A 14,802-nucleotide genomic window follows, 5' to 3' on the forward strand; every position below is an offset into this window, starting at 1 on the left:
TTAAAATACCTGCTAAGGGCGCTTAGGAATTACGCATTACGATCGATTCAAGAATATGTGCAACGTCTTCACAGCTGTCTGTTGTTTCTTCAAGACGCTCATAGATTTCTTTATACTTAATCAATTCGATTGGATCTGTAATTGTAGCGAACAATTGCTTGATGCTGCGACGAAGAAGCTCGTCCCCTTCGTTCTCAAGATCATTTAATTTGATGCTGTGCTCACGAATAGCCAACAGCTTCTTTTGAGACATCAAACGAATTGCTTTTTGGATCTCATATGTGCTGCGTCTCAACACATCCGCAAAAAGGGTGAAGATTTCATCACGCTTTGTCACTTGGTACATGTCAAAACGAGAAGCACACGCTTCCATTCCGTCTAGTACATCATCAAGCGCAGTAGTCAAAGCCATAATGTCGTCACGTTCGATAGGAGTGATGAACGTTTTGTTCAACTCCTTCAAAATCGTATGAGTAAATACATCACATTTGCTTTCAAGTTCTTTCATGTTTTTTGCAAACTCAGACACATTGTCCATCGTTTCTACACCTTTTACAAACACCTCAGATGCCTGTACTAGTGTATCCGCCATATTTTGCAGCGTTTCAAAAAACACGTCCTTTTTCTTGAACATTTCTGAAATCTCCTTTGCAATCAAATTGCATGTGTTGTTTTTGTTGGTCAAACCATAGGTTATCTTATCACAAACTATAGGAGGTTTGTAAAGAAATATCAGTGTCATTTCCGCATAATTTGACGATTTTATTGAAGATAACTGATAATACACCGAAATAACTGCCAGTTTCATCGACATTTTTCCGCAAAATGGCTGAAAATCGCTTTAAATCCACTTTCTTATTGTGCATTCCACACGGCACGTTCTTTACTTGTTTTGTCATCAGAAATAATCAACATATGAGTTGTCCCTGGCTTGAGATCAGCCGTCCGTCCATCGACCTTGAATTCAAAAGCCTCGTTTGATCGCAACCACTCACCATTTACCGCTTGTCCATCCCGAACGATAACGGCTCGGCCGCCTGCTCGCACGTCAACCTCAAGCCGCCCAACATCATCTAGAACTCGATGTTTCGCATACATAACAATAATATTTGCAGTCTTTAGCGGTTCACCGCTAATTTTATCTGTATGTGGCTCTCCTGCCATGTATCGAATATAGTGTCCACTTTGCTCCTCGTATTGATACTCAACCAATTCAGAATGATTGGAAAAAGCAACACGCAAATGCTTTGCAGGTTCACCGTTCATTGCAGCGTTCGTATTGTCAGCACCATTACCCTTCATAAAGGAGAATGCCGGAACATCTGCGGTCATCTCATATTTTTTCTTCATCATGCCTTGAGCGATCTTGTCTACATTTGTATATAAGTTGTGGGGAGCTCTACGCTGCTTGTCTCTCCAGAAATAAGGGCCTGCATTGCTTATCTCATCTAAATAATCTTTATTTTGCCGCTGTAAAATACGATAGCCATCTGGACTTCCACCCGCATGAATGAGTGCAGCACCGAAACTCTCTCCAATGTCTATCAGATAAGGTCTAATGCTGCGAATCGGTCCTATCTCGCCTGTATAAGAACTATCACTGTGATAAATCGCTACTAGCCTTGTTATACCACCTTCCGCCAGTACTTCAACTAATATATCTGCCTGCTGCAGGCCAGATTGCGGACGCGCTCGCTTCTGATTGTTTATCATTACGGCGATTGGACGCTTGGTTGGCTCTCCCGCTTCCCAGGCCAAGCCTGTCAAAGGTGCAAGCACTGCCTCTTCTTGCGGTTCTTCTGACGTTTGTATAGGATCAACAACTTGTGGTGGAACGACTGGTGTTGTTTCTTCTGCTGTGGGTTTGCTGTTGCATGCAGTTAATAGTAGGGAGAAGCAAAATAAAGCGAGCAACAATCCTCTCTTCCGCTGTATAAAAGAAGACAAATAAGACAATGGTGCTGGTGCAGCCATATGTGACACCTCCATGTTTATACTGTCGAACATTTCCAGCTTATTCATGCCTAATTATGGAGGAAAAGTAGGGTGTTGTCTACGAACAACAAGAAGAGCAATCCTCGTCTCGTCGTCAGAGAATTGCTCACTACAGGTAATACAATGCTGTTATTTAAGCTGAAGTCCATACTCAAATAATATATGCTCACAAATTACGCTCATCGTCATTAAATTAGCCACTTTATATCTACGTAGCCTATCTTTAAATACTCCAATGTGCCCAATGCTTCTGGCGCTGTTCCCACTGATTCAACCATTCCACCGTACGTTCAAATACTACACTGCGATGCTCTCCCGTCGAATACGTGTGGTCAGCTTGGAACACAATCTCCTTGTCACATTGCCCGTCACTGCGCATCCAGAAAATTTTCTGGTACAAGAAACTGTAGTCCGCAGGAATGACATCATCGGATGTTCCGTGAATTAGCAGCACATCTCCTGCAAACCTAGCTGCTTCTTGAAACGGTTGGTGTTTGCCAAGTGTATCAAAATATTTAGGTGTAAACGAATAGCCCGCATAGTCGGTCTCTCCACGCTTAATGGATTCATCGTACCGAGCGCGGCCAATAATGTTGACAATATCATTGAACGGATAGGCAACAGGAGACCAGAGTACAAGGCGCTTTACCCGTTGGTCACGCACCGCTGTAAGCAAGGCAACTGCTCCGCCCAGACTATGTCCGAGCAGCGTCACGCGCTGTGGGTCCACATCGCCGCAGGCCAATGCATAATCAAGTACCGCCTGTGTCTGTTCGATCATCGCATCGATACCGAGATCACCGTATGTTCCTGTGCTCTCTCCGCAGCCTGCATAGTCGAAGCGTACAACAATATGCCCTTCATTAGCCAAGCGTCGCGCCGCATTCACGAACAACCGATCGATACCGATCCTACTGCCGATAAAGCCATGGCATATAACCGTCAAAGGTATCCGCCGACTTGAAGCTTCATCTGATCGTTCCTCATACGGTCCACGCTTCTCTGGATAATGGATCGATGCGACGATCCGTTCCTGATTCCATTTCAAATCAACTACCCGCTCCATACGTCACACCAACCTCCATCTATATCATATAATTCCGATTAATTTACTTGTATTTAGATTATAAGCATCTTATCATTTCAAATGAACAGTGTCAATAAGCATATTTCCATAAGTTAACTCCCTACTACAACACATAAACCCACGTACTCCATCAGTAGAAATACTCAAAAAGCCGCACCTTCAAATTAGAAAGTGCGGCTTCTTTGTACTACTGTCCCTTACTACATCTATTTTATCTGCATCAGCTGCTGCTATTTACGTCCTCATGTGGTGTGCCAGTACTCAGGAACCTAGTCATGCATCCCATAAAACCAATTCAGCATATGCTGGGTTTCCTGTGCCCCTGCCTGCCAACCATCTTCTGATGATACGTCAGACGACACGGGCTCAGCTGCACCGAACTTAGGTGCATGCTCACCAGAAGTAGATAAAGCAGCTTGCTGACCTGCACTGGACGAAGCAGAAACATTAGTCATGGAAGAACCCGCTGCCCCTTCTGTATCGATGCTAAGCGCCTGACCAGGCTCATTTTGCAAGAAAGACTTATAACGCTCTGCCTCATCGGAACCTCGCAAGTTTTCCTCTGATAAAAACTGCTGAGTTAACGCCCAGCCATCTTGATCGTAGTTGTCATGTCCATAGTTAGTCATACGAAGTCCCCTCCACTTGTTTATCCACATTTCCATTGTTTAACCATATGATGATGGTTAGGAATATGCGTATGCCTGTCGTTAGAATAGGCTTAGTATGAGATGGTTATGCTGCCGCTATTCGTCTTTATGCCACAAGAGATGGGTAAGTTTTCACTCGTTGACACAAATTTGCCATAAGCTACAAAGCAAAAGAAGCTATCTCCCTCATTCCATAATGGCAATAGAGAGAAACAGCTTCTCGTTTAGATTAATACATTTATGCAGTTATTTAATCATCCATTACCCTATTACAACACCGTTTAACGACTTCTCCGCAATATCTTTTCGGTACTGCATGCCTTGAAATGATACTGCCTTCACCGCTTCATAAGCAGCTTGCTGCGCAGCACGGACATCTGTGCCACGTCCCACAATACCAAGTACACGACCGCCATTCGTCACAAACTGGCCTTCATCATTACGTTTCGTGCCTGCATGGAAGACAAGCGCATGTTGTGCAGCTTCCTCTAATCCAGAAATGACATCGCCCTTGCGCGGTGTATTCGGATAATCTTCAGCTGCAACGATTACACAAACAGCAGCTTCGTTATCCCACTCCAACTCAACTTGATGTAACGTCCCGTCAACAATTGCATTAAAAACAGTCAGCAAGTCCGTTTTCAAGCGAGGCAGAACGACCTGTGCCTCTGGATCACCGAAGCGAGCATTGAATTCCACAACCTTGGGCTTGCCCTGCGGCGTAATCATAAGGCCTGCGAATAAGATTCCTTTGAAAGGACGGCCTTCTGAAACCATCGCCTTAGCAGTTGGTTCGATAATCGTGCGAATGGCTTCCTCTACAATGCTATCCGCAATATGTGGTAAAGGACTGTACGTCCCCATGCCTCCTGTATTTGGTCCACGATCACCATCGAAAATCGGCTTATGATCCTGTGCAGGCACGCAAGCGCGCACCGTTTCACCATCTACGAAAGCCAAGATTGACATTTCCTGTCCCTGCATGAACTCCTCAATGACGATTCGACTGCCCGATGCACCAAATTTTCCGCCGACCATCATATCTTGCAGCGTTTGCTCTGCTTCTAGCATCGTTTGTGCAATGATGACGCCTTTACCAGCGGCCAAACCATCTGCTTTGATGACAATCGGCAGCGCTTGTTGATGTACATAAGCCAACGCTTCATTAACATCGTCAAACGTTTCATAAGCCGCTGTTGGAATTTCGTATTTGCGGAGCAAATGCTTCATAAATACTTTACTTCCCTCAATCTCTGCTGCTGCCTTATTCGGTCCGAACACACGCAAGCCATGACTCTCCAACACATCTGTAATGCCTTCAGCTAGCGGATCGTCCGGTCCCACAACGACTAGGTCCACTCCGGTTTCCAGTGCATATTCCGCTATTCCTTCAAAGTTGCTCACAGCGATGTCCACGCACTCAGCCATCTCTGCTATGCCCGCATTTCCAGGTGCACAGATAACCTCTCTAACTTGATCGCTTTGCAGCAAAGACCATACTAACGTATGTTCACGCCCACCGCTGCCGATAACCAATACTCTCACGTCGACACCTCCGCCTTTAATCGAGCCCTAACGTAACGTTCAATCCCTTAATGTTTAAAATGACGTACGCCCGTTAATACCATAGCTATTCCGTAGTCATTTGCTACTTGGATCGACTCCTCATCACGAATCGAGCCGCCAGGCTGAATTACCGCTGAAATGCCTGCTTTCGCAGCCAACTCAAGCGTGTCTCCCATCGGGAAAAAGGCGTCAGAAGCAAGGATTGCGCCGCGCGCCTTCTCTCCCGCTTGCTCAATTGCAATTTTCGCCGCTCCAACACGGTTCATTTGACCTGCGCCAATTCCTACTGTCATGCCGTCCTTCACAAGTACAATTGCATTAGACTTCACATGCTTCACGACATTCCAGCCGAATTGCAGCTGTTCCAGCTCAGACTCCGTTGCTTCACGACTCGTAACCGTCTGCAGCTTGTCAGCTTGCAGCGTATGAACGTCTGTCTCTTGAACAAGCAATCCGCCTGCGATGGAAGTGTACTGCCAAGCTGCACGACGTGCCTCTGGCGATGGTTGTACACCAGTACGAAGTAAGCGAAGATTTTTTTTCTGCTTCAATATATCAAGCGCCTCATTTGTAAAATCAGGTGCGATTACAATCTCAAGGAATATGTCGTTAAGCATTTGCGCTGTATCACTATCAATAGGACGATTTGCTGCCACAATGCCACCAAAGATCGATGTGGAATCAGATTCGTACGCTTTGCGATATGCTTCATAAATGCTAGCGCCAATACCGACTCCACAAGGATTCATATGCTTAACAGCCGCAACAGCTGGCCCATCAAATTCAGCCACGATCGCAATCGCCGCATTCGCATCTTGAATATTGTTATAAGACAACTCTTTGCCGTGAAGCTGTTCAGCTGTCGGCAGTGTACCTACCGCGGCTAATGGAGCACGATAAAAGGCTGCCTGCTGATGCGGGTTCTCACCATAGCGAAGAGATTGAGATTTTTCATAAGTTACCGTTAGACGTTCTGGGAAAGTCTCGCCTACTTGTTCTGTTAAATAGCCTGCGATGAGCGCGTCATACGAAGCTGTATGACGGAATACCTTCGCCGCCAAGCGCTTGCGTGTTTCAAGCGTTGTGTCGCCACCTGCTTGAAGTTCACTAATGACTTGGCCATAATCTGCCGCATCCACCACGACCGTTACGAAGGCATGGTTCTTTGCCGCAGAGCGAAGCATCGTCGGACCACCGATATCGATGTTCTCGATCGCATCTTCATACGTTACATCTGGTTTCTCAATCGTTTCTTGGAAAGGATACAAATTCACGACAACTAGGTCGATATAAGAAAGCCCCAACTCCTGCATTTGCGCCTGATGCTCAGCATTGTCACGTACTGCAAGCAATCCGCTGTGCACCGCAGGATGCAGCGTCTTCACTCGCCCATCCATTATTTCAGGGAAGCCTGTCACTTCTGAAATGCCGATAACAGGTACTTGAGACTGCTCCAACAACGTTTTTGTGCCGCCTGTCGAAATGATTTCTACACCTGCGTCTGCCAACGCACGCGCAAACTCTACCACACCAGATTTATCTGATACACTTATAAGCGCTCTCTTAATCGACATTACTTTCTCTCCTCCATGATAACTAGATTGAGATTTTCTATCATTTTACATGCCATATCCGTTAACATGCTATATCTACTTTTAAAAGCTAGAATTATTTCTATATGAATCTCTGTCTGTAAAATAGCAACCTATAGCTCGATAGCGTTCTTACTTTAGCCTTTAGCTTTTAGTTTCCTAGTTTCCTAGTTTCCTAGTTTCCTAGTTTCCTAGTTTCCTAGTTTCCTAGTTTCCTAGTTTCCTAGTTTCCTAAAATGCTAAACTACATCGCCACTACATGACTACACTCTACTTGGACTTAATTTCCCCGCTACCACTTCAGCCACAACACTAGGATACAGCTCGTGTTCAGCAGCATGAATGCGAGCAGCTAACGTCTCCTCGGTATCATTCTCCTCGACGAGGACAACTTGCTGCGCCAATATCGGCCCTGTGTCCATCCCTTCATCGACGAGATGTACAGTAATCCCAGTCACACGCACCCCATAGTCGAGCGCTTGCTTCACCGCATTCAAACCTGGGAATGCAGGCAGCAGAGAAGGATGGACATTAATCATTCGACCACCGTAAGCACTCAGCAGCACAGGTGTTACAAGACGCATATACCCAGCCAGCACAATCCAATCAATCCGCTCTTCACGCAGCTTCAGCAATACGTCTTCCTCATACTGTTCTCGACTCGCATAAGCTTTGGGTGTAAAGCAAGCCGCAGGTACCCCCGCATCCTCGGCACGCTTCACAACATAAGCTTGCGGCCTATCGCACACGAGCAGCGCAATATCGCCCCCATATTGCGCTGGCTTCGCTTGAAAAGCATCAACTAGAGCTTGAAAGTTAGAACCTGATCCAGATGCAAACACAGCAATTCTCGGACGACGTTCCATGCTCTCTCCTTGTTCCTCATGAGGAACCTGTTGTTCCCTATGCTTCTCATTTTGTACCGATCCATTTACAACTCTAACTTGCCCCGCACCGTTCTTATCCGTCCCATTCACACCTTGCAACCCCTTTAAACTCATAAACCTAATTCAGGAATGCGCACTTTCCGAGCACCTTCACGTACCGTACCAATCTGGTATACGGATTCTCCGTTCGCTTCCAGCAACTCTATCGCACGTGCTGCATCAGACTCAGCTACGATGACAACCATACCGATACCCATATTAAACGTCATGTACAATTCTTCTGCTGTTAAATTGCCCTCACGCTCTAACAGCTGGAATATCGGATGTACAGGCCATGAACCTGCTTCAATCTCAACATCAACATGATCAGGCAGCACACGCGGAATATTTTCCAAGAAACCGCCACCGGTAATATGCGCCAACCCTTTCACTTTCACGCTCTCCATAAGCGCCAAAAGCGGCTTCACGTAGATACGCGTCGGTGTCAGCAAAACTTCGCCCAGTGTCTGTTCTGTCTCGAGCTCCGGCATAGCAGCCTGAAGCGAATAGCCAGCCTTCTCCAACAGCAGCTTGCGCACGAGTGAAAAACCATTGCTGTGCAATCCGTTCGACGAAAGACCAAGCACAACATCACCAGCTTGAATATCAGCACCTGTAATGACATTTTTCTTGTCTACAACTCCGACACTGAAACCAGCAATGTCATATTCCTCATCGCTATACATGCCGGGCATTTCCGCTGTCTCTCCGCCAATCAGCGAGCAGCCTGCTTGCGCACAGCCTTCCGCTACACCGCTAACTATGCTCTCGATCTTCGCTGGTTCCACTTTGCCGCAAGCAAGATAATCAAGGAAGAAGAGCGGCTCAGCGCCCTGCACGACGATATCATTTACACACATCGCTACCGCATCAATTCCAATCGTATCGTGCTTATCCGCTGCAAAAGCCAGCATCAATTTCGTTCCAACCCCATCTGTTCCAGAGACGAGCACTGGCTCCTCGTATTGCTTCGCATTCAGTTGGAACAATGCGCCGAAACCACCCACGTCCGTCAATACTTCTGGTCGGAACGTGCGACGCACATGTTTCTTCATGCGCTCAACTGCTTCATTGCCAGCTGCTATATCAACCCCTGCTTGCTTGTATGCTTCAGACATGGTTTCTCTCCTCTTCATGAGTAAAAGATATAAAATCGAACGGAAAGCTTCATTGGCTTATCGTTTAGGGGCAGAACTTATTTCCGATCACTGTCGTTTCTTCAATAAGATTCTGCCCCTTTTCGTTGTGCAATTGAACTTACAAGTTCAAATATTTGAAATCATTCAAATCTACTTGTATTGCGGTCCCTTATAGCGATTTACACGCTTTAACTTCACACTTCAAATTCGTATGTTTTACGCCCTGCAACTTGCTGCGTGATCCTCTCAGCAGCAAGCTGCTAGCATCCGCAGCTAGACATCTTTGCTGATACACCGATAGGCGTTGGATATTCCTTATCAAAGCAAGCGAGACATAATCCTCCGCTAGCTTCCTTAGCAAATGCGCCGCCGATCGCTTCAATCATGCCGGGCTGGGACAAAAATGCTAATGAGTCCGCACCCGTCAATTCGCATATTTGCTCCACTGTGTGCGTAAATGCGATAAGATCGTCGCTTGTCGGCGTATCTATGCCGTAGAAGCAAGGATTTTTGAACGGAGGCGATGCAATCCGTAAATGAACCTCCAACGCGCCTGCATCACGCAGCATCTTCACAATGCGGCGGGAAGTAGTACCGCGTACGATCGAGTCGTCGATTAGCACGACTCGCTTGCCCTCTACTACGCTGCGTACTGCGCTCAGCTTCATTTTCACACCTTGCTCACGAAGCTCTTGGCTCGGTTGAATGAAAGTTCGACCGCTATATTTGTTCTTAATCATGCCCATCTCATACGGGATGCCAGCTTTCTCTGCATACCCAATTGCCGCTGATATACTTGAATCCGGCACACCCGATACGAGATCAGCCTCAATCGGAAACTCCTCTGCCAATCGCATACCCATCCGCTTGCGAGCTGTATGCAAATTAACATCGTACAATTGACTATCAGGACGAGAGAAATAAATGAATTCCATCGAGCATAATGCCCGCTTCGCTACAGGCGCAAAGCGCTCTGAACGATAGCCCAAAGCATCGAAAACGAGCATTTCGCCAGGCTCCACCGCACGAACAAATTCGGCTCCAATCGCATCCAAGGCACAGGATTCAGAAGAGAATACCCAAGCATCTCCGAGGCGTCCCATCACAACTGGACGGAGTCCGTACGTATCCGAAGCAACAAGCAGTTTGTCGTTCGTCATAATCAAGAAAGCGAAGCCGCCTACCAGTTGACGCAATGCATCTTTCGCTGCCGTAACAAAATCCAACTCCGAACGAGCGATAAGATGCGCGATAACCTCCGTATCGCTCGTCGTCTGGAAGATAGAACCCTTCTGCTCCAATTCTCTACGAATCATTGGCGCATTCACGATATTGCCATTCGTCGCTACAGAAAGGTCGCCGTCCCGCGTCTTAAATACAAGCGGCTGTGCATTGGCAAGCCTGCTATCGCCAGATGTGGAGTACCGCACATGCCCGATGGCACGATCACCTTCCAAACTAGCAAGGCGATCTTTATCGAACACTTCTTTTACGAGCCCCATTCCGCGGTGATAGCGGAATGTCTGACCGTCAGACGTACATATCCCCGCACTCTCTTCCCCACGATGCTGCAAAGTATGAAGCCCGTAATACGTAAGCGAAGCGGCCTCCGAATAACCAAATACACCGAATACGCCGCACTCTTCACGCAGACGATCAAATGGACCATCCTGACCGCCGCCTTCGTTAAAGTACGATCCGCTTGCTTCCATTTGAGTGAAGCCATATGCGCGTTCTATCTCAGATGCAGCAGAAAGCTGCTGCTCGTTTACCTGACTCTGATTTTGAATATGACTCCCAGACATCTGGACTTCCTTTCCGTCTGACTGCTGACGAATTATCGCATCAGACATGGGATTGCATCCTTCCATGCACGCTCCGCTTCTTCACGTTTCACATCAATTGCCGTTTCCCCGTTCACCTTCAACTGAATACGGTCTCCACCGACAACGCCAAGCTGCTGTACAGCCACTTCATATTTAGCACATACTTCCTTAACGACTTCCACATGTGCAGGACGAATCGAAAGCAAGACACGAGACTGAGATTCGCTAAATAGAGCAATATCAGCACGCAAACCTTCCACTATTGCATCGCCAGTGGCACCGATGCGACCGCTAATACAGCATTCTGCATAAGCTGCCGCCAAACCACCCTCAGACAAGTCATGTGCCGATTGGACGTATCCTTGCTGGATGGATTCCAGCACCGCACGCTGCAAGCGGCTCTCTACTTCAAGATCAATTGCAGGTGGGCGACCTTCTGTCACACCATGCATAACAAGTTGGAACTCGCTGCCGCCTAGCTCTGCTTTCGTTGCGCCGAGCAGCAAGACGATATCTCCTTCCTGCTTGAATCCTTGTGTCGTAATATGATCGACATCATGAACGAGACCAACCATGCCGACTACAGGAGTTGGATAAATGGCACCTTTAGCATTTTCGTTATACAAGCTGACATTACCGCCGATAACAGGTGTTTGAAGTTCGCGACACGCTTCAGCCATACCATCTACAGACTGCTGCATTTGCCAGAAGTTATCTGGCTTTTCTGGGCTTCCGAAGTTCAAGTTATCTGTAATCGCAAGCGGTTCTGCACCCGAGCAAACAATGTTGCGTGCTGCTTCTGCCACTGCGATCTTTCCGCCTACATTTGGATCAAGATATACATATCGTCCGTTGCAATCTGTCGTCATTGCTAACGCTTTTCGTGTACCACGTACGAGTACAACTGCCGCATCAGACCCAGGCGATACCGATGTATTTGTACCAACCATATGATCGTACTGGCTGTATACCCATTCCTTGCTCGCCACCGTTGGCGATCCGAGAACGCGAAGCAATGCATCATTCAAGTCAGCAGCAGCTGGATAGTTCGTTGTATCTACTAATGCATTAGCCTGATAATAAGCAGGTTCTGTTGCTGGCTTATCGTAAACGGGACAATCATCGACCAAGCCTATAACTGGCATATCAGCTACAACTTCTCCGTCAAATAAAAGACGAAGACGTCCATCATCCGTTACACGGCCTACTTTGCGGCAAATGACACCCCAACGATTGAATATCTCCATCGCAATTGGTTCATTTCCTTCTTCGATGACAAACAACATCCGTTCTTGTGATTCGGAGAGCATCATTTCATATGGAGTCATACCGCGCTCACGCTGTGGTACTTCATCCAAGTTCAATTCAAGTCCGTTGCCTGCTTTGCTCGCCATCTCTGCACTGGAGCAAGTAAGTCCTGCTGCACCCATATCTTGAATACCGATGACGATTCCTGACTTAATGAGCTCCAGACAAGATTCCATCACGAGCTTCTCCATGAATGGATCTCCAACCTGTACTGCTGGACGCTTTGCCTCAGACTCCTCTGTCAGCTCTTCCGAAGCAAAAGTAGCACCATGAATACCGTCGCGTCCTGTTGGCGGACCAACATAATAAACAGGGTTGCCGATTCCTTTTGCCACACCGCTCTGAATATCTTTATGGTCAATAAGTCCAACGCACATTGCATTCACCAGCGGATTGCCTTCATAGCTAGCATCAAACATCACTTCTCCGCCAACCGTTGGAATACCCATGCAGTTACCATAGCCTGCGATACCTTCCACTACATGTTCAAACAAATAACGAACACGATCATCGCTAAGCTGACCGAAACGCAATGAGTTCAACAATGCAACAGGGCGGGCACCCATCGAGAAGATGTCACGTAAAATACCGCCTACACCCGTCGCAGCCCCTTGGAAAGGCTCGATAGCAGATGGATGATTGTGGCTTTCTATTTTGAAGCACACGGCTTGCCCATCACCGATATCAACGATACCTGCACCTTCACCTGGGCCAACCAATACGCGCTCACCTGTCGTTGGAAAACGTCTTAACAAAGGTTTGGAGTTCTTGTATGCACAATGCTCCGACCACATAACGCTGAATACACCAATCTCGGTATAATTCGGCTTGCGGCCGCCGAGCAAGTTACAAATAATTTCATACTCACTGTCCGATACACCCATCGTGGCATAGATACGTTCCTCAGCTATCTGCTCCGGGGTTGGCTCTTTTGCTATGACGGCCTTTGCCATCTCCATCGATTGTTGCTCCGCTTTTGTCTTAGCCAACGATTGCATGACGTTCCCTCCAAGCCTTCATAATGGATGTAAATAGACGAATGCCATCTTCATTGCGGAGCAGACTGTTCACCGCTCGCTCTGGGTGCGGCATCATGCCAAGCACATTGCCCTGCTCATTGATGACGCCTGCTATATCTGCAACCGATCCATTCGGATTATCGGTATACGTAAACACAATTTGATTGCGTGCCTTCAGTTGTTCCAGCACAGCTTCATCACAGTAGTAATTGCCTTCGCCATGCGCAATCGGAATGTCGATAACTTCGCCAGCTGCATAGCCTGACGTAAATGCAGTCTCCGCATTGGCTACGTGCAATTGTGACGAATGACAACGGAACTTCAAGCCTGTATTGCGGCGCAAAGCTCCAGGTAGTAATCCCGCTTCAGTCAGTATTTGGAATCCATTGCAAATGCCTAATACGTAAACTCCCTCTGCAGCCGCTTTCGCAACCGCCTGCATAACTGGAGCAAAGCGAGCGATAGCTCCGCTGCGCAAGTAATCTCCGTAAGAGAATCCGCCTGGAATCATGATGAGATCATAGCCTTCCAATGTATCTGTCGTATGCCATACGCGATCGACAACGGCTCCCTCAATGGTCTGTTCTGCTGCATGTACGCAGTCCCAATCGCAGTTCGAGCCTGGAAATACAAGTACCGCTACCTTCATCGCTCAATCCTCCAGCTCATAACGATAATCTTCAACTACCGGATTAGCGAGCAGCTGCTTGCACAATTGCTCCAAGTCCGCTTCTGCTTGTGCACGGTCCGTCGTATCAAAAGAAAGTTCCATGTATTTGCCGATACGTACATCATCCACGGCTGTATAGCCCATCGTATGAAGTGCTTGCTGCACAGCAGCTCCTTGCGGATCAAGTACATTTGCTTTCGTAGTGACATACACCTTTGCTTTGAACATCAGTAGGTTTCCTCCCCAGAATGAGTCTAGAAATTGTGGATTGATCAACGGCCAACAGCCGTCTGGACATGCTCTTGATGTAAGTCGTGATGAGAGGCTTGCTATGAAAATGAAATGAGACTATGGATCTTGCTTCAATCATTTCCCCTAAATGATTGTGCATCTTGCTTACTTAACACTTATGCAGGTTGCTCGATAGCTCAACGTATAGCAAGTAAATAGGTAGGATTAAATGCTTCATAATAAATAAAAAAGTCCGCAGATAGCTATGAAAGCTCAACCGCAGACCAAGTGGACAAAAGAAAGAAAACGCGAGTACATGATGGCCTGTAATCGCAATTGGCCATACCGTACTAGGACGCTTTCTCTCGTAGTCCAAAAATTTACGGTCTTTGGGTAGAAACTTTGGGCCATATCCCCGGAATTATACGAGAGCTATCATCATACGTCATATTTAAGTTTGGCTATAGTGTAACAAGTTTGAAACGCCCATGTCAATCGCAAAACACGAACATTCCAATATAAAATAAAAATATAGTTCGTTTTTAACGCATTAAAGCATAAAGGATAATCATATGCGATCCACCTTAAACAAATGACAAAAAGCTTCTGAACAGCGCAAGCCATTCAGAAGCTTTCAGTTTCCATGCAGAATATCCTACCTGTTGGTTGCAGGGTATCATACCTGTGATTAACAATCATGTACCCGATCATGTACAAACGACGCTCTGATGAAATCCCAGGTTACGAAACACCGAGGTAGCCTATGCGGGGACTCCCTAACGGTTGCCATTGA

12 protein-coding genes and 1 riboswitch are annotated in these 14,802 nt (G+C 46.9%); all 12 genes read right to left on the minus strand.

The window, feature by feature from the left end; genetic code table 11:
• Positions 1 to 22: 22 nt before the first annotated feature.
• Complete coding sequence (locus NQ117_RS22305; protein WP_258280217.1) at positions 23 to 634, minus strand: DUF47 domain-containing protein; 612 nt, start codon at positions 632 to 634, stop codon at positions 23 to 25.
• 221 nt (positions 635 to 855) lie between these two features.
• Positions 856 to 1,974 carry a DUF3048 domain-containing protein gene (locus NQ117_RS22310; RefSeq protein WP_258280218.1) on the minus strand — a complete coding sequence of 373 codons (1,119 nt, stop codon included), beginning with the start codon at positions 1,972 to 1,974 and terminating at the stop codon, positions 856 to 858.
• A 244-nt stretch (positions 1,975 to 2,218) separates the two neighbouring features.
• Positions 2,219 to 3,061 (minus strand): alpha/beta hydrolase family protein, encoded by an 843-nt coding sequence (locus NQ117_RS22315; RefSeq protein ID WP_258280219.1) that lies wholly within the window; start codon positions 3,059 to 3,061, stop codon positions 2,219 to 2,221.
• 290 nt (positions 3,062 to 3,351) lie between these two features.
• Positions 3,352 to 3,711 carry a hypothetical protein gene (locus NQ117_RS22320; protein WP_258280220.1) on the minus strand — a complete coding sequence of 120 codons (360 nt, stop codon included), beginning with the start codon at positions 3,709 to 3,711 and terminating at the stop codon, positions 3,352 to 3,354.
• Between the two features lie 282 nt (positions 3,712 to 3,993).
• Entirely contained in the window at positions 3,994 to 5,277 is a 1,284-nt protein-coding gene (purD, locus tag NQ117_RS22325; RefSeq protein WP_258280221.1) for a phosphoribosylamine--glycine ligase, read from the minus strand.
• A 47-nt stretch (positions 5,278 to 5,324) separates the two neighbouring features.
• On the minus strand, positions 5,325 to 6,872 hold the full coding sequence (gene purH, locus NQ117_RS22330; protein WP_258280222.1) for a bifunctional phosphoribosylaminoimidazolecarboxamide formyltransferase/IMP cyclohydrolase: 1,548 nt from the start codon (positions 6,870 to 6,872) through the stop codon (positions 5,325 to 5,327).
• A gap of 281 nt (positions 6,873 to 7,153) precedes the next feature.
• Entirely contained in the window at positions 7,154 to 7,756 is a 603-nt protein-coding gene (gene purN, locus NQ117_RS22335) for a phosphoribosylglycinamide formyltransferase (protein WP_258280246.1), read from the minus strand.
• Between the two features lie 131 nt (positions 7,757 to 7,887).
• Positions 7,888 to 8,934, minus strand: coding sequence for a phosphoribosylformylglycinamidine cyclo-ligase (purM, locus tag NQ117_RS22340; protein ID WP_258280223.1), 1,047 nt, complete (start codon positions 8,932 to 8,934; stop codon positions 7,888 to 7,890).
• Positions 8,935 to 9,215: 281 nt separating this feature from the next.
• Positions 9,216 to 10,667 (minus strand): amidophosphoribosyltransferase, encoded by a 1,452-nt coding sequence (purF, locus tag NQ117_RS22345; protein WP_258280247.1) that lies wholly within the window; start codon positions 10,665 to 10,667, stop codon positions 9,216 to 9,218.
• Between the two features lie 125 nt (positions 10,668 to 10,792).
• Positions 10,793 to 13,042, minus strand: a complete 2,250-nt coding sequence (gene purL, locus NQ117_RS22350; RefSeq protein ID WP_258280248.1) for a phosphoribosylformylglycinamidine synthase subunit PurL — start codon at positions 13,040 to 13,042, stop codon at positions 10,793 to 10,795.
• Between the two features lie 28 nt (positions 13,043 to 13,070).
• Complete coding sequence (gene purQ, locus NQ117_RS22355) at positions 13,071 to 13,757, minus strand: phosphoribosylformylglycinamidine synthase subunit PurQ (protein WP_258280224.1); 687 nt, start codon at positions 13,755 to 13,757, stop codon at positions 13,071 to 13,073.
• Positions 13,758 to 13,760: 3 nt separating this feature from the next.
• Positions 13,761 to 14,006 (minus strand): phosphoribosylformylglycinamidine synthase subunit PurS, encoded by a 246-nt coding sequence (purS, locus tag NQ117_RS22360; protein WP_258280225.1) that lies wholly within the window; start codon positions 14,004 to 14,006, stop codon positions 13,761 to 13,763.
• Positions 14,007 to 14,357: 351 nt separating this feature from the next.
• Positions 14,358 to 14,458, minus strand: a riboswitch (purine riboswitch).
• Between the last annotated feature and the right edge of the window lie 344 nt (positions 14,459 to 14,802).

Origin of the sequence: Paenibacillus sp. SC116 (assembly GCF_024733555.1) — a bacterium.
GTDB lineage: Bacteria > Bacillota > Bacilli > Paenibacillales > Paenibacillaceae > Paenibacillus_B.

Bases quoted from the DNA above. Each gene is read 5' to 3' on its own strand.
- purF (WP_258280247.1), bottom strand. From the start codon at position 10,667: ATGGAAGCAAGCGGATCGTACTTTAACGAAGGCGGCGGTCAGGATGGT.
- NQ117_RS22305 (WP_258280217.1), bottom strand. From the start codon at position 634: ATGTTCAAGAAAAAGGACGTGTTTTTTGAAACGCTGCAAAATATGGCG.
- purM (WP_258280223.1), bottom strand. From the start codon at position 8,934: ATGTCTGAAGCATACAAGCAAGCAGGGGTTGATATAGCAGCTGGCAAT.
- NQ117_RS22310 (WP_258280218.1), bottom strand. From the start codon at position 1,974: ATGGCTGCACCAGCACCATTGTCTTATTTGTCTTCTTTTATACAGCGG.
- purS (WP_258280225.1), bottom strand. From the start codon at position 14,006: ATGTTCAAAGCAAAGGTGTATGTCACTACGAAAGCAAATGTACTTGAT.
- purL (WP_258280248.1), bottom strand. From the start codon at position 13,042: ATGGCAAAGGCCGTCATAGCAAAAGAGCCAACCCCGGAGCAGATAGCT.
- NQ117_RS22320 (WP_258280220.1), bottom strand. From the start codon at position 3,711: ATGACTAACTATGGACATGACAACTACGATCAAGATGGCTGGGCGTTA.
- purN (WP_258280246.1), bottom strand. From the start codon at position 7,756: ATGGAACGTCGTCCGAGAATTGCTGTGTTTGCATCTGGATCAGGTTCT.
- purH (WP_258280222.1), bottom strand. From the start codon at position 6,872: ATGTCGATTAAGAGAGCGCTTATAAGTGTATCAGATAAATCTGGTGTG.
- NQ117_RS22315 (WP_258280219.1), bottom strand. From the start codon at position 3,061: ATGGAGCGGGTAGTTGATTTGAAATGGAATCAGGAACGGATCGTCGCA.
- purQ (WP_258280224.1), bottom strand. From the start codon at position 13,757: ATGAAGGTAGCGGTACTTGTATTTCCAGGCTCGAACTGCGATTGGGAC.